Consider the following 26866-nt stretch of genomic DNA (forward strand, 5'->3'; position numbering starts at 1 on the left):
GAAAATCGATAAAGTGATTTTCCAGGCGTTTATCGGCTAATCCGCCAGGGGGATGAGGATTGCCATCAATCTCAGACCGGCTTTGCTGTCAGCTATTCATTTCCAGCGGCACTGGCGGCCGATGAATCAGGGATAGCATGGTATTGGCGATTTCGCGCTCGCCCATCACTACTTCATTAGCGCCGCGCTCGGTAATGTAATCCACTTCATCGTCGTAGTGGGCGCGGGCGATAATTTCGATATCGGGCGCTTTGTCCCTGGCGGCGGCGACGATTTCCCCGGCCTCATAGCCGTTGGGAATGGTCACCAGCAGCCAGCGGGCGCAGTCGAGGTGCGCCAGCGTCATGATCTCCTCATTAGCCGCATTACCCAGCACCGCACGGATCCCCCGGGAGCGTAGCTCATCCACCCGGGTACGGCTGGATTCGATGACGACCAGCGGAATATCCTGCTCCATTAGCTTTTCGCCCAGCAGCCGGCCAACCCGGCCAAAACCGACCAGCAACGCGTGGTTACAGATATCCACCGGGATCTGCTTCTCTTCTTCAATCGCCTCTTCGAGGGTCTGCTCTTCCAGCGTTTCGGTCTTCGCCAGATAACGTTCCAGAACCGCGAACAGCACCGGGTTAAGCATGATCGACAGAATCGCGCTCGCCAGCACCAGGTTTTTCCCGACGTCCGGCAGCAGGCCCATAGCGATACCGAGACCCGCCAGAATAAAGGCGAATTCACCGATTTGCGCCAGACTGGCCGCGATGGTCAGCGCGGTACGCTGGGAGTGGCCGAACAGGCGCACCAGCAGGAAGGCGGCGACGGATTTACCGAACACAATGATGGCCACGGTGCCCAGCACCGCCAGCGGTTGTTCAATAAGGATTTCCGGGTCAAACAGCATACCGACGGAAACAAAGAACAGTACCGCGAAAGCGTCGCGTAGCGGCAGCGTATCATGGGCCGCCCGGTGGCTGAGTTCGGATTCGTTCAGCACCATCCCGGCGAAGAAGGCGCCAAGGGCGAAGGAGACATCGAACAGTTCTACCGCCCCCATGGCGATACCCAGCGCCAGCGCGAGTACCGACAGGGTGAATAGCTCCCGGGAGCCGGTCGCGGCGCTGCGCGACAGAATCCAGGGCACCAGCCGGCGTCCCACCACCATCATCAAGGCGATAAAAGCGATCACTTTACCGATGGTAATGCCCAGATCCACGGCCAGTGAGGCGAAACCGACGTTATCTTTTTCCAGCATACTGGCTACCGCCGGCAGCAGCACCAGGGTGAGCACCATCACCAGATCTTCCACAATCAGCCAGCCGATGGCTATCTGCCCGCGCTGGCTGTCGAGAAGCTGGCGCTCCTCCAGGGCGCGCAACAGCACGACGGTACTGGCGGTGGACAGACACAGGCCGAAAACGATACCGGTCATCAGCGACCAGCCCATTAGCGCGGAAAGCCCCATCCCCAGTAAGGTCGCGACGGCGATTTGCGCGATAGCGCCGGGAATGGCGATGGCTTTTACCGCCATCAAATCTTTCAGGGAAAAGTGCAGGCCGACGCCGAACATCAGCAGAATAACCCCCAGTTCGGCCAGTTCAGGCGCCAGTTTGGTGTCAGCAACAAATCCCGGAGTGAATGGCCCAGCCAGAACGCCCGCTAATAGATATCCCACCAGGGGCGATATACGTAGCCTGTTGGCCAGCATCCCCAGTAAAAATGCGAGCACGAGGCCGCCGACAATGGTGGTAATAAGCGGGGTGGCATGATGCATTCCGTCTCCTTCTTTGTAGTGATCGATCCCATTCTGGCGGGTAAACCAGAAAACCTGATTAATAGTTTATGACAATTTTGATAACAACGTTTATTAATATGTGTTGAATATTGCAAAAAAATAGGGTTTGGCAGCCAAAAGGCCGCCAGCGCTGAATTTGCAGAGTTATCCTGGAAAGCCAGTGGACGCAGAGGGGCTGGAGGGCCGGTCAGGACAGGGCCTGACCGGGAGAGTCAGGCTTTGTGCCGGTTATCCGGTAAAAAGATTGCCAGCATACCAATAAGCGGCAGGAAGGCGCATAATTTGTAGACCAGTTCGATGCTGGTGTGGTCGGCGAGCAGGCCGAGTACTGCCGCGCCGAGGCCGCCCATCCCGAAGGCGAAGCCGAAAAATAGCCCGGAAACCATACCGATACGACCAGGCAGCAACTCCTGGGCGTAGACCAGAATCGCGGAAAATGCCGAGGCGAGAATAAAGCCGATAATCACCGTGAGAATGCCGGTCCACCACAGGCTAACCCAGGGTAAAAGCAGGGTAAATGGCGTTACGCCGAGTATTGAGCCCCATATGACGTATTTTCTACCAATTTTGTCCCCCACCGGACCGCCGATCATCGTGCCAGCCGCCACGGCAAACAGGAAAGCGAACAGATGAAGCTGGGCATTCTGTACCGATAATCCAAATTTCTGCATCAGATAAAAGGTGTAGTAGCTGCTGATACTGGCCATATAAAAATATTTAGAGAAGATCAGCATCAGCAACACGCTAATTGCAAGCACCACTTTGCGGCGCGGCAGGGTTTGCACCACCGGCGCCGCTGGGCGGCTTTTTGCGATACGGTGCTGGGCGGCGTACCAGCGGCTGATCTGCATCAGCACAATGATCGCCAGCAGGGCGGCGAGCACGAACCACGCAACGTTGCCTTTACCGTAAGGCGCAATAATGATGGCGGCCAGCAGCGGCCCCAGAGAGCTGCCGAAGTTGCCGCCGACCTGGAAAATCGACTGCGCCAGACCGTGGCGCCCGCCGGACGCCATCCTTGCCACCCGCGAGGATTCCGGATGGAAGACTGACGACCCGGTACCGACCAGCGCCGCGGCCAGCAGTACCGCCGGAAAGCTGCCCGCCATTGCCAGCAACACCAGTCCTGAAAGGGTGAAGCCCATGCCGACTGGCAGCGACCATGGCATCGGGTATTTATCGGTGTAGTAGCCCACCACTGGCTGCAGTAGTGATGAAGAGAGCTGAAACGTCAGGGTGATCATACCGATTTGCACAAAGGTCAGAGAGAATTCGGACTGTAACAGGGGGTAGATCGCCAGAATCAGCGATTGGATCATGTCATTCAGCAGATGTGAGAGGCTGATAGCCCCGAGAATGCCGAAGGCGGTGCGACCTTTTGGCGGCGAAGAGGGCGAGCCAGAAAGCGTCTGGGTTTGTTCACTGATAGCCATAGTTACCTGAATTTTATTTGCATTGCTCCGATCGCGCGGGGCGCAGGTCTCTACCGAAACAGGCAAAGCGGCGTGCGCGTCGAATGTTATTGTTGGATAACGCAGGGAATTATCCAGAAGAAAATGATCACTCTGGTAACATACCTGTCTATGGGTAATGAATAAAGTCCCATTTTTTAAAACATATTTGTCTACGCTTTCTGGTAACGGTAATTTGCCTGTGTATGTTTGATAGGGAGAGTTGTGATGCCTTTTGCGGGGAAGAGAGTAGCGCTGGCGCTACTGGCGGTTCTGGGGCTGCTGAGCCATACGGCGGCGGCGTGGGAAAAAGATAAAACTTATAATATTACGATTTTGCATACCAACGATCACCACGGCCATTTCTGGCGCAACGATTATGGCGAATATGGCCTGGCGGCGCAGAAAACCCTGGTGGATAGTATTCGCCAGGAAGTGGCGGCCGAAGGCGGTAGCGTTCTGTTGCTCTCCGGCGGCGACATCAATACCGGCGTGCCGGAATCGGATTTGCAGGACGCGGAGCCGGATTTTCGCGGTATGAATCTTATCGGCTACGACGCTATGGCGGTAGGCAATCATGAATTCGATAACCCGTTGAGCGTCCTGCGCCAGCAGGAAAAACTGGCGAAATTCCCCTTCCTGTCGGCCAATATTTACCAGAAAAGTACCGGGGAGCGTCTGTTTAAACCCTGGGCGCTGTTTACTCCGCAGGGGATAAAAATCGCCGTTATCGGCCTGACCACCGATGATACCGTCCGCATCGGCAATCCGGAGTTTTTTACCGATATCGAATTCCGTAATCCGGCGCAAGAGGCCGGCCTGGTAATTCAGGAATTGCAGCAGACCGAAAAGCCGGACGTAATCATCGCCGCCACCCATATGGGTCATTACGACGATGGCCGTCACGGCTCTAACGCGCCCGGCGATGTCGAAATGGCGCGTAGCCTGCCGCCGGGAGCATTAACGATGATCGTCGGCGGACACTCTCAGGATCCGCTGTGTATGGCTGCGGAAAATAAAAAACAGGCCGACTATGTCCCGGGCACCCCCTGCGCGCCGGATCGTCAGAACGGTATCTGGATCGTTCAGGCGCATGAATGGGGTAAATATGTCGGGCGGGCGGATTTTGAGTTCCGCAATGGTGAAATGAAGCTGGCGCACTACCAGCTGATTCCGGTCAATCTGAAGAAAAAAATCACCTGGGATAACGGTGAAACGGAGCGGGTGCTGTATACGCCGCAGATCCCGGAAAGTCCCCAGATGCTCTCCCTGTTGACGCCGTTCCAGAAAAAAGGCCAGGCGCAACTGAGCGTTAAGGTTGGCAGCGTGAACGGGCGTCTGGAAGGGGATCGCAATAAAGTGCGTTTCGTGCAGACCAATATGGGCCATCTGATCCTTAATGCCCAGATGGCGCGTACTAATGCGGATTTTGCCGTAATGAGCGGCGGCGGTATTCGTGACTCAATCGACGCCGGTAATATTACTTATAAAGATGTGCTTAAGGTGCAGCCGTTCGCCAATACGCTGGTGTATATCGATATGAACGGCCAGCAGGTGGTGGATTACCTGACAGAGGTGGCCCGGAAACAGCCCGATTCCGGCGCTTACCCGCAGTTCGCTAATGTCAGCTTTGTCGCCGCCGGCGGTAAACTCAGCGATCTGCGCATTAAAGGCGAGCCGGTCGATACCAGTAAAACCTACCGCATGGCGACCCTGAACTTTAACGCCAGCGGCGGCGACGGTTATCCAAAGATCGATGAGCAACCCGGCTATGTGAATACCGGATTTATCGATGCTGAGGTACTGAAGCAGTATATTGAGCAGAACTCACCGCTGGACGCCGCGGCGCTGGAGCCAAAAGGCGAGGTGAGCTGGCAGTAACGCACTGCGCCCGTCAATCCTGACGGGCGATATCCGCAAAGCGCGCGTCGAGCAGCGCCGCCAGATCGCCGGGCGCTATCTCAATGTCGAGACCGCGTTTACCGCCGGAAATGTAAATCGTGGCGAATGTATGCGCCGGGGCGTCAATCAGGGTCGGCAGGCGTTTTTTCTGCCCCAGCGGGCTGATGCCCCCGACCAGATAACCGGTCGAGCGCTGCGCCGCCTGCGGATCGGCCATGTCGACTTTGCGTACGCCGAGCGCTTTAGCGACTTTCTTGAGATCCAGTAGCCCGGATACCGGTGTGACCGCCACCGCCAGCTGCTTCATATCGCCATTGATCGCCACCAGCAGGGTCTTATAGACCTGACGGGCGTCCAGCCCCAGTTTGCGGACCACCTCATCGCCAAAATTGGTCTCTTTCGGATCGTGTTCGTAACTGTGCAGCGAGAAGGCAATTTTCTGTTTTTCGAGTAACTTAACGGCAGGTGTCATGAAATATTTCCTGGCTGAATAATAAAACGCACAAAATCATAACGCCGCCGGGGCTATAAAAAATAGTATGGGATTGCGCAAAATGATGGCGAAACGTCATTCGTTGAGCGACAATTTCCGGATGGTCGCCTGGCGACCGGATAACGATAACAATGAAATTCCTCTTTGACGGGCCAATAGCGATATTGGCCGTTTTTTTATCTGCGCAGCAGCGTTGGCAGATTGCCTTCGCCGTACAGATGCAGCGCCCCGACGGCCACCACATAACGCCCGGCGGGCAGATTCCCGAGAAAAGTTTGCCATTGCTGGTTACGCTGGCGCATTAACACATCAAACAAGGTATCGCCGAACGTGTTGGGCAAGGTCACCGGTCCTGACTGCGGCGGCGTATCCAGCCACCAGCCAATCATCATTTGCAGCAGACGGGCGTTGGTGTGCCAGTGGGTGAGCGTATCGTCGAGCAGGCATTGCCCGCCATCCGGCAGTTCCCGGAGAATGGCTATCTGGCTTTCCGCCCCCTCCAGCTCAATCACCGGTATGCCCGCCTGGTGGGCGGCATTCAGCAACTGGTAATCGATACCGTAGTCAGCCTGTAATCCCAGTTGGCTGGCCTGGTGGGCCTGCAAAACCAGCGCCACCTGCCAGGCGGGCAGGCGATCGATGGCGGACAGCGGCAGGGCGAGTTCGCCGGCGAGGATTTCTATCTGCTGCCATTGGGCGGGGCTGACGCGTTGCTGTAAAGGCGGCGCTTCCGGGATGTCGCCAAAGGGCGAACCGCCGCGGCTGATGTCCGCTTCGACAATCAGTGCGCTGGCGCCGCGCAATTTTTGCTGGAGCGCCGCCGGTAGCGGGGCCATATCCGGGGTCCCCATATGAATACTACCCACCAGGTGCAGCCGCTGTTTACCGGCCAGCGCGATATCCATCGCAGGCCAGGAATAATGGCTGGTCAGGCGGGTGATAAGTGAGGTAAGACGGCGCAGCAAACCCATGACATACTCCCTGGCTGAAAGTCGCATGCTAACGCGTGGCGGCGGGCGGCGCAAATAGCGGCGAGTGCGCAGACGCGGGCAGCGCTGGCTGCTCCGCGTCCCGGGCGCGGTCAGTCGTGCGGTTTAAAGCGCAACAGACGGTTAGCGTTGCTCACTACGGTGATGGAAGAGAGCGCCATCGCCGCGCCGGCAACGACCGGGTTGAGCAGGGTGCCGGTCAACGGCCACAGGATACCCGCGGCGATCGGAATGCCCAGCGTGTTGTAAATAAACGCCCCCATCAGGTTTTGCTTCATATTGCGCAGGGTCGCCCGGGAAATCGCCAGCGCATCGGCGACCCCCAGCAGGCTGTGGCGCATCAGGGTAATGGCGGCGGTCTCAATCGCCACATCGCTGCCGCCGCCCATGGCAATCCCGACCTCAGCCTGAGCCAGCGCCGGCGCGTCGTTGATCCCGTCGCCGACCATCGCGACCTGGTGACCGGCGGCCTGAAGCGCTTTAATCGCCTGCGCTTTGCCATCCGGCAGGACGCCGGCGATCACCTCATCAATACCCGCTTCCCGGGCGATGGCGCCAGCGGTGGTGGCGTTATCCCCGGTAAGCATGACCAGCCGGTAACCGGCGCGGTGCAGACGCTGCAGCGCCGCAACGCTGTCGGCGCGCAGCGGATCGCGGATAGCAAACAGCGCGGCCAGTTTTCCGTCCACCGCCAGTAGCACCGGCGTAGCGCCGCGGCTGGCCTGCTGTTCAATGGCCTCATCCAGCGTAACGGTGTCTATCTGGTGCTGGCGCATCAATGCGAGGTTTCCCAACAACAGGGTATGGCCTTCGGCATTACCGCTGACCCCGAGGCCGCGCAGAGTACGGAATCCGTCCACGGCGGGCAGCGATGCGGTGTCGGCTTTTTCCAGTACCGCGCGCGCCAGCGGATGGCTGGAACCCTGTTCCAGCGCCGCCGCCAGGCGGATAGCCTGCGCGTCATTGAAACCTGCGCTGGTGTGTAGCGCCACGACCTGCGGTTTTCCTTCGGTCAGGGTACCTGTTTTATCAAATACCACCGTGTCGAGGGTGCTGGCGCGCTGCAGGGCATCGGCGTCGCGTACCAGAACGCCGAATTCGGCGGCGCGTCCAACGCCGGAGATGATCGACATCGGGGTCGCCAGCCCCAGTGCGCAGGGGCAGGCGATGATCAGTACCGTGGTGGCGATCACCATGGTGTAAACGATTTGCGGGGCCGGGCCGAAGAAGTACCAGATAGCGGCGCTGAGTAGCGCGATGGCGACGACCACCGGGACAAACACCGCGGAGATTTTATCCGCCAGTTGGCCGATTTCCGGTTTACTGCTCTGGGCCTGGCGTACCATGCGGATAATCCGCGACAGGGTGGTATGGCTGCCGACGGCCCGGGCGCGGAACAGCACGCTGCCGTCCTGCACCACGGTTCCGGCGTGAATCGTCTCGCCGGGGGTTTTCTGCTGCGGCACCGGTTCGCCGGTCAGCATCGCTTCATCAAACCAGGCTTCCCCCTGTGTGATGTCGCCATCAACCGGAACCCGATCGCCGGTGGTCAGGCGCAGGGTCATGCCCGGCTGGACCTCCGCCAGCGGCACGGTTTTTTCCCCGGCGTCGGTGACTACCCGGGCTGTGGGCGGCGTTAAATCCAGCAGACGCTCCAGCGCTTTTGAGGAGCGCTGCCGGGCACGCTGTTCCAGCATATGGCCGAGGTTAATCAGACCGATGATCATGGCGCTGGCTTCATAGTAGAGGTGACGCGCCTCCATCGGAAAGAATTGCGGCCACAGGTTGACGCTCATGGAGTACAGCCAGGCGGCGCCGGTACCGAGAGCCACCAGGGTATCCATGGTGGCGGTGTGGTTGAGCAGGCTTTTCCAGGCGCTGCGATAGAAATGGCCGCCGGCAATGATCATCACCGCCAGAGTTAGCAGGCCGATGACCAGCCAGAAGCTGCGGTTCGCGTCGGTGACCATCATATTGTCGCCGATCATGCCCCAGATCATCACCGGGATCCCGACGGCAAGGGCGAAAGTAGCCTGCCAGCGAAAGCGTTTGACCGCCGCCTGGGCGGTTTCCTGCTGGCGCTCGCGGCGTCTGGCGTCGTCTTCAATGGCTTCCGCACCGTATCCGGCGCTTTCCACTGCTTTCACTAATTCGTTGGCGGAGGCAGTGCCCATGACCAGGGCACTGCGCTCCGCGAGGTTTACCCGCGCCTGGCTGACGCCGGGCACATTCTGCAGCGCATTTTGTACCCGGGTGACGCAACTGGCGCAGCTCATACCGTTGATGAGCAACTGTTGGCTGTCATCGTTATCGACGTGATGAACTGCCGGAAGCGCTTGCGGGACCGCTGTCAGTGCTTCCGACGGGATTGATGACTCTGTCAGCGGTTTAGCCTTTGGGTGGCTTAACTCAGCGCCATACCCGGCTTGTTTGATGGTGTCGATCAGAGCCTGCGCTGAAGCGCTGCCGGTGATGTGCGCGCTGGTCAGCGTCACTTCCGCCTGTTCCACGTCCGGGCGCTGTTCCAGGCTCTCCTTGACCCGCTTTACGCAGTGGCCGCAGGACAGGCCGTCAAGGGTGAGATCAATGGTGTCTGACATAAGAGACTCCTGTAGAGAATGCCGTTATCAGGTGAACGGTTGTTCACTGATGAAGAAGGTTAAACCTTCCAGCAAGGGGAAGGTCAAGTATTGTGTGGCGAAGGGGGGAAATTGCTGGTTCCGGGATTGGGAATACGGCGGATGGGATGCAGGCTGAGCCAGCCTGTGGGGCTGACTCAGCCTATTGACAAATAAGGAAAAACCTGGGGGTTTTCCTTGTTTGTGGTTATCAGCCGAAAATCAATACATTGATTTTCTTAGTTTTTATGCTGGTGATATCTGCATGTCCGACAATGAAATGACGTTTGTCATCCCTCTCGGCCAGCCAGCGGGAAAGCGACGTCAGCCGTGGAGTTTGTCCAGCCCCTGGCGCAGATCGCGTTTGAGATCGTCAATATCCTCGAGACCAATCTGCAACCGGATAGTCAGCCCGCCGGGATTCCAGGTGGTGGCGGTACGATAAGTGCTACAGTCAAAGGGAATGATCAGACTTTCAAAACCGCCCCATGAATAGCCCATGCCGAAGATCTCCAGACTGTCGAGCATGGCGGCCAGCGAGGTTTGGTGGTGCCCCGGTTTCAGTACCACGGAAAACAACCCAGTGGAACCGGTGAAATCGCGCTTCCAGATTTCGTGGCCCGGGCATTCCGGGAACGCCGGATGGAGAATCTTTGCGACCTCCGGCTGCCGGGTAAGCCAGTTAGCCATCTCCAGACCGCGTTTTTCCGCTTCTTTGAGGCGGATATGCAGGGTGCGTAGCCCACGCAGCGCCAGGAAGCAGTCTTCGGCGCCGGGCAACATGGCCATACAGTCGTAGGTTTGTCGCAACGCCGGCCAGGTTTCGGCATTGGCGCTGATTAGCCCCATCAACAGATCCGAATGGCCGCTCAGGTATTTGGTGCCGGCCTCTACGGACAAATCGCAACCGTGATCGTGGGCGCGGAAAAACAGCGGCGTGGCCCAGGTGTTGTCGATAATGGTTTTAATACCGCGCGCTCTGGCTATACGGGTAATCGCCGGCACGTCCTGAATTTCAAAACTCTGGGAACCCGGGGATTCAAGGAAAATGGTCGACGTGTTTTCCCGCAATAGCCCGCTGATACCTTCGCCGAGGAGCGGATCGTAATAGCTCACTTCAACGCCGAATTTATTGAGAAACACTGCGCAAAACTCGCGCGTCGGGCGGTAGACGCTGTCGGGCATCAACAGATGATCGCCGCTTTTTAATGTGGTCATCAGTGCCAGAGCGATAGCCCCTAATCCGGAAGGCGACATGACGGTACCGGCGGCGCCGGATAATTCGCTCCAGGCGCTTTCCAGGCTGTGGATCGTTGGCGTGCCGAGGGTGCCGTAAATAAACCGCGCGTCGTTATTTTTCAGGCTTTCTACCGAATTAAATACCACTGTCGATCCCCGGTAAACCGGCATATTCACGAATCCACACTGTTCGTCGACGTTGCGCCCTAACTGAGTGATTTTTGTATCAACATGAAACTTTTTATTTTCAGGGTTACTCATACCATTTCCTTACTGCTGGTTAATACCGTGAGAATTGATCTGCCCGCTATTCAAGGAATTTTAAGAAAGGCGACATAAACAACAGGATGCCGTAGAACACAACATAGTAATTAGACACTGACCTCGGGTTAGACAGTGATGGAACCTTAAATACCAGATAGCACGGTATCAGGCAGGCCACCAGCCCAAAAATCGGCCCGGCAAGTTGCATTAACAGCATGATGGAGAAATCCAGTGACACCCAGCCCCACAGAAACAGGATAATCACCACGCTGACGGTGGATGTATTCAGTTTTTCCTCAGGGATAATGCGCTTAATAATATTGAAGACAATGCCCTGAACCGACTCTTTAAAACCGAGATAGATACCAAAGAAGGCTGTCATAATCGCGAAGATGTTCAGCAAAATCGACATAATATTCACCATGCTGCCGGGAATAACCTGTTGAGTCAGGGATTTTAGATATAAATTCTGCAAATAATGGATGGCCGGATAGCTTAATGAAATGGAGACAATAAATACCCGGAGGCGCCAGGCGTTACGTTTGGCGTGAAATGTCAGAGCGCCGGGCGGATCCCATTGATCCACCGTTCTCAATCCTCGCCCGGGAGCCTACTGAACCGGCGCTGGCTCGGGTATGATTTAACCTCCGGAGCGGTGAATATCTCTGATTCCGCGTCTGGCGGATTGGGGCGGCGATCCGGACGTGTAATAATCCATGGCAACAACCACTTCGGGCCAGGGCTCAGGCGCGGACAGCGGCGTCAGGCAGGCACCGATTGCATAAATAACACAACAGGGAGCATCAATATGAAAGGCGTTTATCTCGCGCTCGCCCTCGGCTTATTCTCTGGCACGGCGCTGGCGGCGGAGCGGGTGATCCATTTTGGCACCAGCGCAACTTACCCGCCGTTTGAATTTATCGACAGCAATAATCAGGTGGCCGGATTTGACATCGATATCGCCAGGGCGGTGTGCAAAGAGCTCCAGGCGACCTGTAACTTTACTAACCAGAGCTTTGACAGCCTGATCCCGGCGCTGCGCTTTAAGAAGATGGACGCGGTGATCGCCGGCATGGATATCACGCCGCTGCGTGAAAAACAGATCGATTTCTCTATTCCTTACTACAACGAGCTGTCGGCGGTAGTGGTGGTGCGCAAGGACGCCTTCCACACCTTTGCCGAGCTGAAGGGCAAGAAACTGGGGCTGGAAAACGGGACTTCCCACCAGCGTTATCTGCAGGATCGCCACCGGGAGATCGACTCCCAGGCTTATGACAGCTACCAGAATGCCTTAATCGACCTGCGCAATGGCCGTCTCGACGGGGTGTTTGGCGATGTGGCGGCCATGAAGAACTGGCTGAAAGAGAATCCTGATTTCGCGATCATGGATGAACGCGCCACCGATCCGGAGTATTACGGTAAAGGCCTGGGGATCGCGCTGCGTAAAGATAATCCGCTGAAGGCGGAGATTAATCAGGCGCTGGAGAAAGTGATGGCGTCTCCTGAATATAACGAAATCAAAGCGCGCTGGATTAAGTAAGCGATAGTTACGGCGCGCCGGGGAACCGACGCGCCGATTGTCATTTTTATTACCAGATGCCGACCACCTTCATCCATGCCCCGCCGGCCAGCAGCCAGATAGCGATAGAGGCGATGGACACCAGGAAACTGACACCCCACCACTGCCCGGTCGAGTTATAGCCGGAGCCGAACAGCGCGGGCCCGGGGCCGCCGGAGTACTGGGTCAGGCCCATCGACAGGTTAGAGGTGTAGCCCAGCGTCAACGCCGCCAGCAGCGGCGGTACGCCCACCGACACCGATACGGCGAGGAAGGCCAGATACATGGCGGAAATATGCGCCATGGCTGAAGCAAAGAAGTAACGGGTGTAGAAATAAACCAGAATCAGCACCAGGAAGACCATCAGACAGTCGAAGTGGCCGATATAGCCGACAATACCTTCAGAAATCCAGGTAATCATCCCGTATTTATTCAGGGCATTCGCCATCATCACCAGTACGGCGAACCAGAACATGGTATCCCACGCGGTTTTCTCTTCAATAATATTCTTCCACGACATGATATTGGAAATAAGCAGGATCACCAGACCAATAAACGCCGATAGCGTGGCGGGGATCTTGAAGAAAATATCACCTGCGGTCCACAACACAATTAATAGCACGAAATCAAACGCGAGTATTTTCTCGGCAAGCGACATCGGGCCCATCTTGCGCAGTTCTTCCCGGGCGATACCCGGTATTTCCGGCGTTTTTTTCAATTCCGGCGGATAGATCATATACAGGCACAGCGGGATGATCAGCAGCGCCAGCAAGCCGGGGACAATTGCGCCGAGGAACCAGGTGACCCAGTTAATCTCGATGCCCTGGCTACCGGCCAGTTCGGCGATCAGTGGGTTGCCGGCCATGGCGGTCAGGAACATGGCGCAAATGATGGCATCAATCTGCGAAACGCAGATCATCAGGAAGGCGCCGGCTTTTCTGGCGGTGGGGCCGGGCTCTGACTGGTAAGCCGAGGCAATCGACTGGGTTATCGGGTACATAATGCCGCCGCCACGCGCCGAGGCGGAGGGAATCCCCGGCCCGAGTACCATATCCGATAGCGCCAGACCATAGGCGACCCCCAGCATGCTGTGTCCGCATTTGGAAATAAACCACAGTGCGATACGTCGCCCCAGCCCGGTTTTAATCACCGCCCGGGAAATAAACATCGCGATGCCGATAAGCCAGATGGTACCGTTGGCGAAGCCAGACAGGGCAGCGACTTTGCCGGAGCCGCCGCCGGATAGTGGGGTGAGGCCGGTCATGGCGGAAACCACCAGCGCCACCATGGTGACCGCGCCCATAGGCATCACCTTAAGGATGATGGCCAGAATGGTGGCGGCAAACACAGCGAACATGCGCCAGGCGTTAATATCCAGCCCGACGGGGGGCGGCGTAAACCAGATTAAAAGCCCGGTAAATAATGTGAAGACACCCTTCCAGAGAGGAAAGGCCAGTTTTACCTGTACCTGTTCATTCATCGTTATTTCCCTTTTTATTTTTCCTTTACTCTTTTTGAAGAAATCCGCTTTTTTATGTTGTGATGAATATCAAGGATAATGATTAAGGTGCGGAAAAAATTTCTTAAATTAAGCAAATATAATAAGGACTGGCTTAATAATATTTTTTCTTATCCACTGTCGCTTATTTTTGATATTTATTTGTAATGCAGGTATTGCAACATTGTTAGTTGTGGCGGGTGAAATATAAGAACGAACAGGGTGAAAAAAATACCATTATTAATGCGGTTGATTGAGATTAATCTTATGTGGAGATTACCGCACAGTGTGGAAGCTGCAATAGCTGGCGCATGGCGTTGGCTACTATGCCTGAACGGGTTAAAATAAAGTAAATGATATCTGCCCTGGTGGCGAGCGCCGATGAGGAAGCGATGAATATCAGTGATGTTGCCAGAAAGACCGGGTTGACCAGCAAGGCGATCCGCTTTTATGAACAAAAGGGCCTGGTGACGCCGCCGCTGCGTGGCGACAATGGTTACCGTAGCTATACCCGCAAACATCTTGATGAACTGACGCTACTGCGTCAGGCGCGGCTGGTGGGATTTAATCTTGAAGAGTGTCGCGAACTGATTGGCCTGTTTAATAATCCCGATCGCCACAGTGCCGATGTCAAAGCGCGCACGCTGCAAAAAGTGGCGGAAATCGATCGCCATATCGCCGAGCTAACGACGATGCGCGATCAGCTACAGGGGCTGGCGGATAGCTGCCCGGGGGATGACAGCGCCGATTGCCCGATTATTGATAATCTTACCGGCTGCTGCCATCGTCGCGGCTAACACAGGTGCGTGCGGCCCCTTGCCGCACGCTTGCCTGGGCGCTGCGCGTCGATTCACGGGCGAATTCATCCGACCAGACTACTTTTCTGCCCCAGAAGTTATCCCGGTTGACCAGCGTTTTGTCCAGATGGTCATCGTTGAAGGCCATATAGCTACAAATCCAGATCCACTGCCGATACGGATGGCTGCTCAGTTCGTTCCCGGAGACACTGAGCAGAAATTTATCCACCATTTGAGTGGTTTCGGGGGCACAGACCACACCGTAAAGACAGCGACTGGTATAAGGGGCTCCCTTAACGCGGGCAGAGAAATAGGTTTCCACCCCCTGAACATCCTGCCAGTCGAAGACCTTCTGCACCGGGCGAGTGGGTAGAAAGAAGGGGAAGGTAAACATCGCTTTTATTGAATCGCCCAATTGCCAGACTTGCAGGTTCACATAGTCATAGACGTAAACCTTACCGGTCTTGCGATTAAAGCGCAGTGGATAATCTTTAGGGGCGAACAGAAAATAGTTAAATGATGTCAGGCCGACAACCAGTAGCAGACAGACGGAAAATAGCATCAGCGTCCAGGTATTTTTGTCTCTGCTGTCCGTCCCGCTATATATTTTTACGCTTTCTTCAACACCGCCAGTACAGACAAAAAATAGCGTAAAGGAGACGACAACCAGCGCCAGCAGGCCAGTAAGTATCAGATGGATAAGATGGCGATAGCGCTCATTGGGACGACGACGTGAGATTTCACAATAATCGTCGTTTACAAACAGTAGTGTGCCGTTATGTTCCAGTTTTTGAGCGCTGTCATTATTGGTGTTCAGTACCCTTCTGACCGGGGCGCTGTTCGTCCACTTATTGAGATCCTGGAGCCAGTGGGAGAGTTGCGGCGTATATTTTGAGGGCATAACTTTCCTTGTCGTTCTGGTACGCCGGCGTCCTGCCGGCGCGGATTAATACACAGTTTAACGCTGGATGAGGCGGACGTGCAGGGTAATGCCGTCGATGGCGATGACTTCTACCCGGGCGCCGGCGGGAAGATCTTCATCGGCGCGCACCGGCCATGAGCTGTCGCCAACCCGGGCGTTACCGCGCCCGTTGACCAGCGCGCTATCCAGCACCAGAAGCTGGCCAATTAACTGCTGGCCGCGCTGGTTGAGGGGCTGGCCGCCAGGCCGACGACGGCGGGCCACTAACCAGCGCCACCACAGTATCGCGGCGACGACGGTCAGTACCGCAAAGCATAGCCCCTGCCACTCCAGACCCAGCGGCAGCGCCCAGGTCAGCAGACCGGTGACCAGCGCCGCAATACCACTCCACAGCAGGTAGCCGCCGGCGCCCAGCATCTCAGCCGCCAGCAGCAGGCCGCCCAGGCAGAGCCAGAAAATGTGGGCGTTGGCGAGGATCGGTTCCATCATAATTTTTTCCGATCGCTGGAGCTCTCTTTCAGCAGTTCGCTTATGCCGGCGATAGAGCCCATCAGGCTGCTGGCATCCAGCGGCATCAGCACCACTTTACTGTTCTGGGCGGCGCCAATCTGTTGCAGAGCCTCGGTATATTTCTGGGCCACAAAGTAGTTCACGGCCTTGATGTCCCCGGCGGCAATTGCTTCGGATACCATTTGGGTGGCCCGGGCTTCCGCTTCCGCAGAACGTTCACGGGCTTCCGCCTGCAGAAATGCCGACTGGCGATCGCCTTCCGCTTTGAGGATCTGCGACTGCTTTTCCCCTTCGGCTTTGAGGATCTCCGCCTGGCGAACCCCTTCGGCTTCGAGAATATAGGCGCGCTTGGTACGTTCGGCTTTCATCTGGGCGTTCATTGAGGCGATCAATTCGGCAGGCGGGCGGACGTCGCGAATCTCGATACGGGTAACTTTGATGCCCCATGGGTTAGTGGCTTCATCAACAATATGCAGCAGGCGTGAGTTGATGCTGTCGCGCTGAGAGAGCATTTCATCCAGCTCCATCGACCCCAGCACGGTACGGATATTGGTCATGGTCAGATTGATAATCGCCAGTTCCAGATTGCTCACCTCATAGGCGGCGCGGGCGGGGTCGATCACCTGGATAAAGCAGACGGCGTCAATGGTGACGTTGGCGTTATCTTTGGAGATAACCTCCTGGGAGGGGATATCCAGCACCTGTTCCATCATGTTGATCTTGCGGCCGACGCGATCCATAAACGGCACCACAATATTCAGGCCCGGCATCAGGGTTTTGGTGTAGCGCCCGAAGCGCTCCACGGTCCACTGAAACCCCTGCGGCACAATTTTAACCCCGGCAAATACAATCACCAGCGCCACAAGAATCACTACAGGTATGACAGTCAGCACAAACACCTCCTATGTATGTTGAAGTCAGTCACCGCCGATCGGCGATGGCTGGAATGGCAAGCATAATCGATGAAGCCAGATTATTCTGTGGCACCGCTAAATGATCGGCGAAAACGGACCAACAGGTAAAGCGTTTTTGGCTACAGGAAGGATGGGAAGGGGAAATCGCGGATGTGCTGTGTCGCGAAGGCGGGCCGCTCGCGGCGGCCCGGGGTTATCAATCAATACAGCAGTGAATACAATTTGCGGCGGTATGTCGAGGCCAGCGTATCGCCGGTGCCCAGCGCGGCAAGGATCTCCTGGAAGGTCTTGCGCAACTGACCATCGGCGGCGCCGAGGTCTTTTTTCAGATGGCTGAACAGCAACGCCAGCGCTTCTTCATTACGACCCACCTGGTGAAGCTGTACCGCCAGTTGGGTGGCGAGCTGGGCATCGTCGGGATTTGCCTGGACCTGCTGCTGCAACTGCTGGATTTCCGGGGAGTCCGCCGCCTGCTTCAGTAGCTCAATCTGCGCCACCAGCCCCTGATAGCGGGTATCCTGATCCTGGAGAGGAATGGTATTCAGTACCGTTTCCGCTTCGTCGCTGCGGTTCAGGGCAATCAGGTTTTCCGCCAGCAGCAGGCCGATTTCGCCGTCCTGGCTGGAGAGTTGCCAGGCCTCTTTCAGCAGCGGCAGCGCGTCGGCGTGGTTACCTTGTTCCATCAGTTGCATGGCCTGCCGGGCTTTCAGCTCTTCTTCGCGGGGTAAGACTTTTTCCAGCAGCGCGCGAATGGCTTCTTCCGGCTGCGGCCCCTGGAAGCCATCCACCGGCTGGCCGTTCTGGAACAGATAAACGGTAGGGATCGCGCGCAGGCCAAACTGGGAGGCCACCATTTGTTCGGCGTCGCAGTCGACTTTAGCCAGCACGAACTGGCCGCTGTACTGGGCAGCGAGCTTTTCCAGCACCGGGGTGAGCTGCTGGCAGTGCTGGCTGCGATCGGACCAGAAATAGAACAGCACCGGCACGGTCATCGACTGGTCGAGGGTCTGATGCAGGTTAGCTTCGGTAATGTTGACAATATTTTCTGCAGACATGAGTCACTCTCTGTTTGGCCCCGCGATCTTGCGCCTGGCACCGGGCAAAGGCGCTGCGCGGGAGGTGTTCTGGCCGCACGGGATGCGCCGTAAAGGAAAACGTTCTGGTAAGTATTACTCCGATATGGGGATATAACCGCCTGCTTCAACTTAGCCGCGTAAAATTTTATCCATCACTCGCTCCGGCAGCAGACGTTTCAGCCAGCGGACCACCACGGTCACCAGCGTCACCGGGTAACGCAGGCGCGGGCGCGGGCTGGAAAACGCGGCGGTCACTTTGGCTACCACCGCTTCCGGGCCGAGCGTAAAGCGCGCCGCGATGCCGGGGTTTTCCACCGGCTGATCGGCCTGGGTCTGGCTAACATTACTGGTAAAATGCGTGCGTATCGGCCCCGGCTCTATCAGGCTGACGTGGATGCCGCTGCCGTGCAGTTCCATACGCAGCGTGTCCGACCAGGCCTCCAGCGCATACTTACTGGCGGCATAGGCGCCGCGTCCCGGTGTGGCGATTAACCCCATCACCGAACTGGTCATCACAATACGCCCCTCGCGATGCGGGAGCATCGCCGGCAACAGCAGCATGGTGAGCTGGTGGGCGCCAAAAAAGTTACTGGCGAATTGCTGCTCCATTTGCTCGCGGCTGATGGTGGTCAGGGCGCCGTAAACCCCGTAGCCGGCGTTATTGAATAAGCCGTAAAGCCGGTTGCTGGTCAGTTCTATAACCTGCCGCGCCGCCGCTTCGACGCTGGTGGGATCGTCAAGATCAAGCAGCACGCCGGTATGGCCGAGCGCGTTCATGCGCTCCACATCCTGCGGCTTGCGGCAGGCGGCCAGCACCCGATAGCCCAGCCCCTGTAATTCTGCCGCGCAGGCCAGCCCGATACCGCTGGAACAACCTGTAATTAATATATTTTTTTGCATAACTTTACGTGTCGCTCAATCAGATTGTTCATGAGTCATGTTTAACTAGAGGCGTCAGGTGCGTCGCCATCCAGTCGGCGATGAACGGCTGCGCGTCACCGTTCGGATGAATGCCATCATCCTGCATCCATTGTGGTTTCAGGTAGACTTCTTCCATAAAGAACGGCAGTAATGGAATATCCGCCGTCTGCGCCAGCCGCGGGTAGATGGCGCTGAACGCCTCATTATAACGCCGCCCGTAGTTGGCGGGCAGGCGAATCTGCATCAGCAGCGGTTGAGCGTCCGCCGTTTTGACCGCGCTGACAATCTGCCCGAGGTTTTTTTCGATATCAACGGGGGAGAAACCGCGCAGGCCGTCGTTGCCGCCCAGTTCAATCAGCACCCAGCGCGGCTGATGCTGTTTGAGCAGCGCGGGCAGCCGGGAAAGTCCCTGGGCGGCGGTGTCGCCGCTGATGCTGGCGTTCACCACCTGAATTTGCCGCGGCTGCCATTTGTCGTTGAGCAGGGCAGGCCAGGCGGAGGACGCGGACATCCGGTATCCGGCGCTGAGGCTGTCTCCCAGAATCAGCAGCGTATCGGCCGCCGCAGCGCGAAACGTTATCAATGCCAGCAACAGGAAAGGTAAATGCCAGCGGAAAACATTGTTGAAGTTCATCATCTTAAGAAGTCCGTCGGTCAGGGTGATCGGGCGCTATCCATCCTTACCGGAGTTGAGCTGGTTGTCAAACCGGCGCAGACGATAGCGCTGATCGGCGAATCCGGCTCCGGCAAGTCCACGCTGCTGGCGATTCTCGCCGGCCTTGATGATGGCAGCAGCGGGCAGGTGAATCTGCTGGGGCAGCCGCTGCACGAAATGGATGAAGAGGCCCGGGCGGCGCTGCGGGCGAAAAACGTCGGCTTTGTCTTTCAATCTTTCATGCTGGTGCCGACCCTGACGGCGCTGGAAAACGTCGAACTGCCGGCGCTGCTGCGCGGCGAGAACGACGCCAGCAGCCAGGCGCAGGCCCGGGCGCTGCTGGAGCAGCTTGGCCTCGGCCAGCGTCTCGGCCATCTGCCGGCGCAACTGTCGGGGGGCGAGCAGCAGCGAGTGGCGCTGGCGCGCGCGTTTAATGGCCGTCCGGCGGTTCTGTTCGCCGATGAACCGACCGGCAACCTTGATCGCCAGACCGGCGATCGTATCGCCGATCTACTGTTTTCCATGAACCGCGATTTTGCCACCACCCTGATTCTGGTTACCCATGATGCCCAACTGGCCGCTCGCTGCGACCGCCGACTGCGGCTGCGTGACGGTAAATTGTCGGAGGAATCATGATTGCCCGCTGGTTCTGGCGCGAATGGCGCTCTCCGTCGCTGCTGATAGTCTGGCTGGCCCTGAGTCTGGCGGTGGCCTGCGTGCTGGCGCTGGGTAATATCAGCGATCGGATGGAAAAAGGGCTTAACCAGCAGAGCCGCGAATTTATGGCTGGCGATCGGGCGCTGCGTTCGTCGCGAGCCGTCCCCGGGGAGTGGCTGGAACAGGCGCGTCGCAATGGGCTGACGGTCGGTGAACAGCTCTCTTTCACCACCATGACCTTTGCCGGTGATACACCGCAACTGGCGAATGTGAAAGCGGTGGACAATGTCTACCCAATGTACGGCGCGCTGGAAACCCGCCCACCGGGGCTAAAACCGCAGCCGGGCACGGTTTTGCTGGCGCCGCGTCTGATGGCGCTGCTGAATTTACGGCCAGGAGACAGTATTGAAGTCGGCGATACCACGCTGCGTATCGCCGGGGAAGTGGTGCAGGAGCCGGACGCCGGGTTTAATCCGTTCCAGATGGCGCCGCGCCTGATGATGAATCTGGCCGATGTGGAAAAGACCGGCGCGGTGCAGCCCGGTAGCCGCGTCAGCTGGCGCTATAAGTTCGGCGGAACCGAACAACAGCTGGCCAGCTACGAGCGCTGGCTACTGCCGCAGCTCGCAGCGGAGCAGCGCTGGTACGGGCTGGAACAGGATGAAGGCGCGTTGGGTAAGTCTCTTGAGCGTTCTCAACAGTTTCTGTTGTTGTCTGCTCTGTTGACGCTACTGTTAGCGGTGGCCGCGGTGGCGGTGGCGATGGGGCACTATTGCCGTAGCCGTTACGACATGGTGGCTATCCTCAAAACGCTCGGCGCCGGGAAAAAGGCCTTACGGCGCCTGATTGTCGGCCAGTGGGCGCTACTGCTGCTGATTTCCGCCGTGACCGGCGGCGCGACCGGTCTGGTGTTTGAAGCAGCGCTCTTACATCTGCTGCGCCCGGTGCTGCCAGTGGCGCTGCCGCCCGCCAGTCTGTGGCCCTGGCTGTGGGCGGTGGGGGCGATGGTGGTGATTTCGCTGCTGGTGGGGATGCGGCCCTATCGACTGCTGCTGGCCACTCAGCCGGTGCGTGTATTGCGTCAGGATACGGTCTCCAGCGTCTGGCCGCTGAAAATTTACTTGCCTGTCATTACGATGGTCGCAGTTCTGCTGTTGGCGCTGCTGATGGGCGGTAGTTTTCTGCTCTGGTCGGTGCTGGCCGGCACGCTGGTGCTGGCGCTGCTGTGCGGCGTGGTGGGATGGGGCGTGTTGCGGATATTGCGCCGCCTGACGCTGCGCGCGTTGCCGATGCGCCTGGCGGTTAACCGTCTGTTGCGCCAGCCGTGGACTACCCTCAGCCAACTGGCGGCCTTCTCGCTCTCTTTTATGCTGTTGGCGTTATTGCTGGTACTGCGCGGGGATCTGCTGGATCGCTGGCAGCAGCAGTTGCCGCCGGAAAGTCCCAACTATTTCCTGGTGAATATCTCGCCCGAGCAGGTGCAGTCGGTGAAAGAGTTCCTTGCCGAACACCAGATTATCCCAGATTCCTGGTATCCGGTGGTGCGGGCGCGACTGACGGAAATGAATGGCCAGAGTACTCAGGGTAATAAAGACGAAGCCCTGAATCGCGAACTGAACCTGACCTGGCAACAGAACCGGCCGGACCACAATCCGCTGGTGGCCGGGAACTGGCCGCCGGCGGCGGGGGAAGTGTCTATTGAAGAGGGGCTGGCGACGCGCCTGAATATTCGCATCGGCGATACGCTGAGCTTTACCGGTGATACGCAGCCGTTTACCGCCAAAGTAACCAGTGTGCGTAAAGTGGACTGGGAAAGTCTGCGTCCCAATTTCTACTTTATCTTCCCGCAGGGGGCGCTGGACAATCAGCCGCAAAGCTGGCTGACCAGCTTCCGCTGGGACGGCGGCAATGAGGTTCTCACGCAGCTTAACCGTGAGTTCCCTACCGTCAGTCTGCTGGATATCGGCGCTATTCTCCGTCAGGTGAGCCAGGTACTCAGTCAGGTCAGCCGGGCGCTGGAGGTTATGGTGGTGCTGGTCACCCTGTGCGGCGTGCTGCTGCTGATGGCGCAGATTCAGGTCGGGATGCGCCAGCGCCATCAGGAACTGGTGGTCTATCGTACCCTTGGCGCCGGTAAACCGTTGCTGCGTCAGACGCTGTGGTGCGAATTCGCGGTACTCGGGGCGGTGTCCGGACTGGTGGCGGCGATTGGCGCCGAAACCGCGCTGGCGCTGCTGCAGACCCGGGTATTCGATTTTCCCTGGTCTCCGGACGGGCGGCTATGGCTGGCGCTGCCGCTGAGCGGCGTACTACTACTGTCGCTGTGCGGCGGCTGGCTGGGCATACGCTTGCTGCGCGGTAAGGCGCTGTTCCGCCAGTTTACCGGTTAATCCCGCCTGTCAATTCGCCGTCTGGCTGCCTGCCGACGGCGGATTTTCTTTTTGTAATATTTGTTAATAATTTCGTGAGTTATTAAAGGCACGAATCATTAAACGGCAAAGACTTTCCGACATCAATCCGCGTTAACATTTCCGTTGCTAACTGTTAGCAAGCTAATAAGGAAATGTCCAAATGAAAACAACAATAACAGCACTGGCGAAGTGGGTCGGTGCCGCAGTGGTTTTGGGATCGGTGTCTTTTGCTGCCAGCGCGGAAATTACCCTGATCAAACAGGATCCGCAGCCAGGGGACCCGTTAAGTCGCCTCAACTTCACCGTTGGGGGCAGTATCCGTCCGCAGTTCAACAACATGACCGGGGACGGCGATAAAGGTTCCTATAAACGTAACGGTTTCGACGGCGGGACCCGCTTCCGTTTCGCCGCCGATTACTATCTGTTCGACGACATTAGCTGGATTAGCTACTACGAACTCGGGGTGAATATTCCGGCGCTGTTTGACTGGGATAACCACTACGCCGAGGGGGCGACCGACACGACCCGCCGTATGCTGTACACCGGCCTGAAGAGCAAGACCTGGGGTCAGTTGACATTCGGCCAGCAAAACAGCGTCTACTACGATGTGATCGGCGCAAAAACCGATATCTGGGATTACGACATGCTGGCGCAGGCGCCGGGCAACGGAATTAACGGCGATTACGACGGTTCCTACCGTTCCCGTAAAATGCTCAAGTATAAAAACACCTTTGGCGATGCCGATGTGTATGCTTCTTACCTGTTTAACGACAGCGAATATCTGCCGGGGGATGGGCTGCGCTATAAGCGTAAAGGCGGCGGCTCGCTGGGCCTGGATTATCACCTGACCACCGATCTTACCTGGGGGCTGGCGTGGAACTACACTCGCGGTGAAATGCGCAACCCGGGTAATGGCGACAATAAAACCTATGACCAGAATATCCTGGGTACCGCGCTGAGCTGGAAACCGGATAACTGGACCTTCTCGGTAGGCGGCGGCTGGTATGAAAACTTCCTGACCACCAAAAAACATAATGTTAACGACTACTTCGCCGGCGACGCGTGGGGTATCGAATATTTTGCCGGCTATACCTTCCCGATCGGCCAGTATGCGGTGAAATCCATTCAACCGTATTTCATGGGCGATCGTCTGGAATACATCAACGATCGTAACTATCAGCGTATTGATAATGGGGTGGGGATTAGCTTCCAGTTCGACTACGGCTTCCGTATCGACTATGAGCACGTCTTTACTTCCAGCACTGACAATCTGGGCGATATGAACCTGGTGCGTCTGCGCTACGATTTCTGACCCGCGTCTTAGTCCCCCGCCTGCCGGGGGACTTCCTGTTACAGTGTGTTGTCGCGCAGCCAGGTGGCAACCTGCCGGTAATCACCGCGAAATACGATAGCGCCGGCCTTTCTGGATAGCTGGTAGCGATACATTGGATCGTAATACTCCTGGAGCAATGGCGCCAGCCAGTTGCGGTGGGCGTCGCTGTTACCGGTGTTTCGCTGGATTTGCAGTGCCTGATGCAGGGCGCTGGTAAGCTGAGCGTAGCGCTCCAGCCCCAGGCGACGGCGAATACCGTTGAGCCCGTGTTCCAGGTAATCGCAATACCCCCGCCAGCCCTCCTGTTCGCCGTACGCGGCGACAAAATCGGCGTGCATATCGATGAAATACTCCTGCTGCAGCCGTTCCAGACGGCGCTCAAAGGGGTCGTCGATGACGACGATCGCCGCGTTGGCCATCCCTTCGCGGAAGACTTCCGGAATATGGCGCGAGCCAATCATGCGACTTTCGTCCTCCACGACCCAGCGAAAGGTCGGGCTGCCGCCGTACTGCGCCTGCTGCTTCAGAAGCGTGATGCCCAGTTGATTCTCAAAGCTGGCCTGGGAAGGCTGAGGGGAGAGGGTGCGTCCGAAAGAAGAGCCGCGGTGGCGCGCCAGCCCTTCCAGATCGACGCCGCCGGGATGGTCGCGAATCAGCAGTGTTTTACCGCTGCCGGTATTGCCGCTGACCAGCACCATCGGTTTTTGCGCCAGCCGGGTAATGGCCTCCACCGCATACTGGCGTAGCGCTTTATAGCCGCCTTCCACCAGCGGATAGTCGATACCGTCTTCCCGCAGCCATTGCTGGACGATATGCGAGCGCAGTCCGCCTCTGGCGCAGCACAGATAGCCGTGGGGATGGCGCAGCGCGAAGTCGCGCCATAGCGCGAGGCGCTGTTCCCGCAGACTGCCCTGTACCAGCCGGTTACCGAGCGCGATTGCCGCCTGCTGGCCCTGCTGTTTATAACAGGTGCCGACGGCGGCGCGTTCGGCGTCGTTCATCAATGGCAGGTTGACCGCGCAAGGCAGGGAGCCCTGGGCAAATTCGACCGGGGCGCGAACATCAATCAGTGGGGGATCCGCCAGCAGGAGCGTCAGGTAATCGCAGGTGTCGGGGCGGACCGGTAGTGCATTTTCCATTCACAAGCCTTCAGTGCCGAAAATCGCCGGGATCGGCAACGGCATTCTACTCTCAATGGGGAAATTTTACGTACCGGAAGGCGTGCGATGCAATGAAAAGCGCAAAAACCGGCGGGCGCAATGCAGCAGACCCGCCGGGGAGGCGTTAAGCGAGGAGGGTTCTGGCCCAGTCAATCCCGCTGGCATACTCGGCCGGCAACAGCGGCTTCAGAGCTTCAAGGGCGGCGCGCAACCGGGAGGTATCCGCGTCGTTGAGGTTCAGGTGGCCTACCTTGCGGCCCGCCCGGACCTCTTTGTCGTACCAGTGCAGATGGACCAGCGGCTGCGCCAGCCAGGCATAGTTGAGATCGGTGCCAATCAGGTTAATCATTGCCGACGGGCTGTGGACCACCGGGCGCGGTAGCGGCAGACGCAATACGGCGCGCAGGTGCAGTTCGAACTGACTGATGGATGCGCCGTTCTGGGTCCAGTGACCACTGTTGTGTACCCGGGGCGCCAGTTCGTTGATCAGCAGGCCATCGGGGGTGACAAAACACTCCATGGCCATCACGCCCACATACTCCAGTTCATTCATCACCGCGCCGAGCATCTCTTCGGCCTGTTTTTGCTGCTGCGGATCTGCCTGTGGAAAAGCCACGCTGGCGCGCAGAATACCTTCCTGATGCAGGTTGTGGGTCAGCGGATAGAACACTGTGGCGCCATCGTGACTGCGGGCGCCAACCAGCGAGACCTCCGCGGAGAAATTAATCCCCTGCTCAACGATACACTCGCCGTAACAATCAGCAGGCAACTGATCGGTATCGCCGGCCCGCAGCCGCCACTGGCCGCGGCCATCGTAGCCGCCGGTGCGGCGTTTAACGATAGCCAGACTGCCGAGCTTTGCGAAAACCACCGGCCACTCCTGCGGCCCGGCCAGCAATTGCCAGGGGGCGGTGGGCAGACTCAGCTTGTCGAATAGCTGCTTTTGCGTCAGGCGGTCGGCGATGATCGGGAACACTTCGCGGTTGACAAAGGCGCGGTGGCGCGCCAGTTCGCGGGTCAGGGGCGTTTCCGGCCAGCGCTCGATTTCCGCGGTAATAACACTGTGCTGAAAAGGAACCGCTTCGGGATCGGCTTCCAGGCCTACCGGATAGACGGTGATGCCCAGCGGTTCACCGGCCTGGCGCAGCATTCTCCCCAACTGGCCGTTGCCCAGTACACAAACCTGCATCATGCTGCACCCCGCGGGTCCGGGTTGTCGAGCACGTCATCGGTCTGTTTGCGGCGCCAGTCGGCCAGGCGCTGATACAGCGCCGCGTCATGCTGGGCGAGGATCTGCGCCGCCAGCAGCGCGGCATTTGCCGCACCGGCTTTGCCAATCGCCAGAGTGCCTACCGGGATGCCGCGCGGCATCTGGACAATCGAATACAGGCTGTCGACGCCGCTCAGGGCGGCGCTTTGTACCGGAACGCCCAGCACCGGCACCAGCGTCTTGGCGGCAATCATCCCCGGCAGGTGGGCCGCGCCGCCAGCGCCGGCGATAATCACCTGAAAGCCATTATCCTGCGCCTGCTCTGCGAAGCTGAACAGCTTATCCGGCGTACGGTGCGCGGAGACCACTTCGCAATGGTAGGGCACGTTCAGGGTATCGAGGATTTCTGCGGCAAACTGCATGGTAGCCCAGTCGCTTCTGGACCCCATAACGATGGCGATACGCGCCGGATTGGTGCTGGAAGACATGCGTCTTAAAACTC

23 protein-coding genes are annotated in these 26866 nt (G+C 57.7%); 6 read left to right on the forward strand and 17 right to left on the reverse strand.

Annotated elements, in window-relative coordinates:
- Positions 1–88: 88 nt before the first annotated feature.
- Together ybaL and AQ981_RS09985 are read right to left on the reverse strand one after the other, a co-directional pair.
- Positions 89–1765, reverse strand: a complete 1677-nt coding sequence (ybaL, locus tag AQ981_RS09980; protein ID WP_058911593.1) for a YbaL family putative K(+) efflux transporter — start codon at positions 1763–1765, stop codon at positions 89–91.
- Between the two features lie 233 nt (positions 1766–1998).
- Entirely contained in the window at positions 1999–3219 is a 1221-nt protein-coding gene (locus AQ981_RS09985) for an MFS transporter (RefSeq protein WP_058911594.1), read from the reverse strand.
- Positions 3220–3465: 246 nt separating this feature from the next.
- Here AQ981_RS09985 and ushA point away from each other — a divergent pair, with 246 nt between their 5' ends.
- Complete coding sequence (gene ushA, locus AQ981_RS09990) at positions 3466–5118, forward strand: bifunctional UDP-sugar hydrolase/5'-nucleotidase UshA (RefSeq protein WP_058911595.1); 1653 nt, start codon at positions 3466–3468, stop codon at positions 5116–5118.
- A gap of 13 nt (positions 5119–5131) precedes the next feature.
- Here ushA and ybaK read toward each other — a convergent pair whose 3' ends face one another.
- From ybaK to AQ981_RS10015, 5 genes are all read right to left on the reverse strand, one after another.
- Positions 5132–5611, reverse strand: coding sequence for a Cys-tRNA(Pro)/Cys-tRNA(Cys) deacylase YbaK (ybaK, locus tag AQ981_RS09995; RefSeq protein ID WP_058911596.1), 480 nt, complete (start codon positions 5609–5611; stop codon positions 5132–5134).
- A gap of 197 nt (positions 5612–5808) precedes the next feature.
- Positions 5809–6603 (reverse strand): TraB/GumN family protein, encoded by a 795-nt coding sequence (locus tag AQ981_RS10000; RefSeq protein WP_058911597.1) that lies wholly within the window; start codon positions 6601–6603, stop codon positions 5809–5811.
- A 110-nt stretch (positions 6604–6713) separates the two neighbouring features.
- Positions 6714–9221, reverse strand: a complete 2508-nt coding sequence (gene copA, locus AQ981_RS10005; protein ID WP_058911598.1) for a copper-exporting P-type ATPase CopA — start codon at positions 9219–9221, stop codon at positions 6714–6716.
- A gap of 342 nt (positions 9222–9563) precedes the next feature.
- The gene (metC, locus tag AQ981_RS10010) at positions 9564–10739 is read right to left on the reverse strand and encodes a cystathionine beta-lyase (protein ID WP_058911599.1); all 1176 of its coding nucleotides are present in this window, start codon (positions 10737–10739) and stop codon (positions 9564–9566) included.
- 46 nt (positions 10740–10785) lie between these two features.
- Complete coding sequence (locus AQ981_RS10015; RefSeq protein WP_058911600.1) at positions 10786–11328, reverse strand: amino acid permease; 543 nt, start codon at positions 11326–11328, stop codon at positions 10786–10788.
- 222 nt (positions 11329–11550) lie between these two features.
- On the opposite strand from AQ981_RS10015, the gene AQ981_RS10020 reads away from it, so the two are divergent.
- Positions 11551–12282 (forward strand): arginine ABC transporter substrate-binding protein, encoded by a 732-nt coding sequence (locus AQ981_RS10020; RefSeq protein WP_058911601.1) that lies wholly within the window; start codon positions 11551–11553, stop codon positions 12280–12282.
- Between the two features lie 49 nt (positions 12283–12331).
- Here AQ981_RS10020 and AQ981_RS10025 read toward each other — a convergent pair whose 3' ends face one another.
- A complete protein-coding gene (locus AQ981_RS10025; protein WP_058911602.1) occupies positions 12332–13780 on the reverse strand; it encodes a DASS family sodium-coupled anion symporter in 1449 nt (482 codons plus the stop codon).
- A gap of 410 nt (positions 13781–14190) precedes the next feature.
- Between AQ981_RS10025 and cueR the strand changes: the two genes are divergently transcribed.
- Complete coding sequence (gene cueR / locus AQ981_RS10030; RefSeq protein WP_058911653.1) at positions 14191–14595, forward strand: Cu(I)-responsive transcriptional regulator; 405 nt, start codon at positions 14191–14193, stop codon at positions 14593–14595.
- Here cueR and AQ981_RS28045 read toward each other — a convergent pair.
- The 6 genes from AQ981_RS28045 to tesA all read right to left on the reverse strand — a co-directional run bounded on the left by AQ981_RS28045 (position 14567) and on the right by tesA (position 19575).
- Complete coding sequence (locus tag AQ981_RS28045; protein ID WP_071608856.1) at positions 14567–15496, reverse strand: DUF6708 domain-containing protein; 930 nt, start codon at positions 15494–15496, stop codon at positions 14567–14569. The genes cueR and AQ981_RS28045 overlap by 29 nt on opposite strands.
- Positions 15497–15553: 57 nt before the next feature.
- On the reverse strand, positions 15554–16006 hold the full coding sequence (locus AQ981_RS10040) for an NfeD family protein (protein ID WP_058911603.1): 453 nt from the start codon (positions 16004–16006) through the stop codon (positions 15554–15556).
- The gene (locus tag AQ981_RS10045; RefSeq protein ID WP_058911604.1) at positions 16003–16920 is read right to left on the reverse strand and encodes an SPFH domain-containing protein; all 918 of its coding nucleotides are present in this window, start codon (positions 16918–16920) and stop codon (positions 16003–16005) included. Before AQ981_RS10045 ends, AQ981_RS10040 begins: the two co-directional genes overlap by 4 nt.
- Positions 16921–17141: 221 nt before the next feature.
- The gene (locus AQ981_RS10050; protein WP_058911605.1) at positions 17142–17996 is read right to left on the reverse strand and encodes a co-chaperone YbbN; all 855 of its coding nucleotides are present in this window, start codon (positions 17994–17996) and stop codon (positions 17142–17144) included.
- A 150-nt stretch (positions 17997–18146) separates the two neighbouring features.
- Entirely contained in the window at positions 18147–18917 is a 771-nt protein-coding gene (locus tag AQ981_RS10055) for an SDR family oxidoreductase (RefSeq protein WP_058911606.1), read from the reverse strand.
- Positions 18918–18945: 28 nt separating this feature from the next.
- The gene (tesA, locus tag AQ981_RS10060) at positions 18946–19575 is read right to left on the reverse strand and encodes a multifunctional acyl-CoA thioesterase I/protease I/lysophospholipase L1 (protein WP_071608857.1); all 630 of its coding nucleotides are present in this window, start codon (positions 19573–19575) and stop codon (positions 18946–18948) included.
- Here tesA and ybbA point away from each other — a divergent pair.
- The 3 genes from ybbA (at position 19543) to AQ981_RS10075 (ending at position 23973) form a co-directional block, all read left to right on the forward strand.
- Positions 19543–20229, forward strand: a complete 687-nt coding sequence (gene ybbA, locus AQ981_RS10065; RefSeq protein ID WP_058911608.1) for a putative ABC transporter ATP-binding protein YbbA — start codon at positions 19543–19545, stop codon at positions 20227–20229. The two genes, tesA and ybbA, sit on opposite strands and share 33 nt — an antisense overlap.
- Complete coding sequence (gene ybbP / locus AQ981_RS10070; RefSeq protein WP_058911609.1) at positions 20226–22640, forward strand: putative ABC transporter permease subunit YbbP; 2415 nt, start codon at positions 20226–20228, stop codon at positions 22638–22640. Before ybbA ends, ybbP begins: the two co-directional genes overlap by 4 nt.
- 181 nt (positions 22641–22821) lie before the next feature.
- Positions 22822–23973 (forward strand): porin, encoded by a 1152-nt coding sequence (locus tag AQ981_RS10075; RefSeq protein ID WP_058911610.1) that lies wholly within the window; start codon positions 22822–22824, stop codon positions 23971–23973.
- 38 nt (positions 23974–24011) lie between these two features.
- Here AQ981_RS10075 and mnmH read toward each other — a convergent pair whose 3' ends face one another.
- From mnmH to purE, 3 genes are all read right to left on the reverse strand, one after another.
- On the reverse strand, positions 24012–25133 hold the full coding sequence (gene mnmH, locus AQ981_RS10080) for a tRNA 2-selenouridine(34) synthase MnmH (protein WP_058911611.1): 1122 nt from the start codon (positions 25131–25133) through the stop codon (positions 24012–24014).
- 145 nt (positions 25134–25278) lie between these two features.
- Entirely contained in the window at positions 25279–26346 is a 1068-nt protein-coding gene (purK, locus tag AQ981_RS10085; RefSeq protein WP_058911612.1) for a 5-(carboxyamino)imidazole ribonucleotide synthase, read from the reverse strand.
- Positions 26343–26852, reverse strand: a complete 510-nt coding sequence (gene purE, locus AQ981_RS10090) for a 5-(carboxyamino)imidazole ribonucleotide mutase (RefSeq protein WP_058911613.1) — start codon at positions 26850–26852, stop codon at positions 26343–26345. Before purE ends, purK begins: the two co-directional genes overlap by 4 nt.
- Between the last annotated feature and the right edge of the window lie 14 nt (positions 26853–26866).

Origin of the sequence: Entomohabitans teleogrylli (assembly GCF_001484765.1) — a bacterium.
GTDB classification, from domain to species: domain Bacteria; phylum Pseudomonadota; class Gammaproteobacteria; order Enterobacterales; family Enterobacteriaceae; genus Entomohabitans; species Entomohabitans teleogrylli.

Excerpts from the sequence above, each read along its gene's own strand:
- ybaL (WP_058911593.1), bottom strand. The coding sequence starts at position 1,765 with ATGCATCATGCCACCCCGCTTATTACCACCATTGTCGGCGGCCTCGTG.
- AQ981_RS09985 (WP_058911594.1), bottom strand. The coding sequence starts at position 3,219 with ATGGCTATCAGTGAACAAACCCAGACGCTTTCTGGCTCGCCCTCTTCG.
- ushA (WP_058911595.1), top strand. The coding sequence starts at position 3,466 with ATGCCTTTTGCGGGGAAGAGAGTAGCGCTGGCGCTACTGGCGGTTCTG.
- ybaK (WP_058911596.1), bottom strand. The coding sequence starts at position 5,611 with ATGACACCTGCCGTTAAGTTACTCGAAAAACAGAAAATTGCCTTCTCG.
- AQ981_RS10000 (WP_058911597.1), bottom strand. The coding sequence starts at position 6,603 with ATGGGTTTGCTGCGCCGTCTTACCTCACTTATCACCCGCCTGACCAGC.
- copA (WP_058911598.1), bottom strand. The coding sequence starts at position 9,221 with ATGTCAGACACCATTGATCTCACCCTTGACGGCCTGTCCTGCGGCCAC.
- metC (WP_058911599.1), bottom strand. The coding sequence starts at position 10,739 with ATGAGTAACCCTGAAAATAAAAAGTTTCATGTTGATACAAAAATCACT.
- AQ981_RS10020 (WP_058911601.1), top strand. The coding sequence starts at position 11,551 with ATGAAAGGCGTTTATCTCGCGCTCGCCCTCGGCTTATTCTCTGGCACG.
- AQ981_RS10025 (WP_058911602.1), bottom strand. The coding sequence starts at position 13,780 with ATGAATGAACAGGTACAGGTAAAACTGGCCTTTCCTCTCTGGAAGGGT.
- cueR (WP_058911653.1), top strand. The coding sequence starts at position 14,191 with ATGAATATCAGTGATGTTGCCAGAAAGACCGGGTTGACCAGCAAGGCG.
- AQ981_RS28045 (WP_071608856.1), bottom strand. The coding sequence starts at position 15,496 with ATGCCCTCAAAATATACGCCGCAACTCTCCCACTGGCTCCAGGATCTC.
- AQ981_RS10040 (WP_058911603.1), bottom strand. The coding sequence starts at position 16,006 with ATGATGGAACCGATCCTCGCCAACGCCCACATTTTCTGGCTCTGCCTG.
- AQ981_RS10050 (WP_058911605.1), bottom strand. The coding sequence starts at position 17,996 with ATGTCTGCAGAAAATATTGTCAACATTACCGAAGCTAACCTGCATCAG.
- AQ981_RS10055 (WP_058911606.1), bottom strand. The coding sequence starts at position 18,917 with ATGCAAAAAAATATATTAATTACAGGTTGTTCCAGCGGTATCGGGCTG.
- ybbA (WP_058911608.1), top strand. The coding sequence starts at position 19,543 with ATGCCAGCGGAAAACATTGTTGAAGTTCATCATCTTAAGAAGTCCGTC.
- tesA (WP_071608857.1), bottom strand. The coding sequence starts at position 19,575 with ATGATGAACTTCAACAATGTTTTCCGCTGGCATTTACCTTTCCTGTTG.
- ybbP (WP_058911609.1), top strand. The coding sequence starts at position 20,226 with ATGATTGCCCGCTGGTTCTGGCGCGAATGGCGCTCTCCGTCGCTGCTG.
- AQ981_RS10075 (WP_058911610.1), top strand. The coding sequence starts at position 22,822 with ATGAAAACAACAATAACAGCACTGGCGAAGTGGGTCGGTGCCGCAGTG.
- mnmH (WP_058911611.1), bottom strand. The coding sequence starts at position 25,133 with ATGGAAAATGCACTACCGGTCCGCCCCGACACCTGCGATTACCTGACG.
- purK (WP_058911612.1), bottom strand. The coding sequence starts at position 26,346 with ATGATGCAGGTTTGTGTACTGGGCAACGGCCAGTTGGGGAGAATGCTG.
- purE (WP_058911613.1), bottom strand. The coding sequence starts at position 26,852 with ATGTCTTCCAGCACCAATCCGGCGCGTATCGCCATCGTTATGGGGTCC.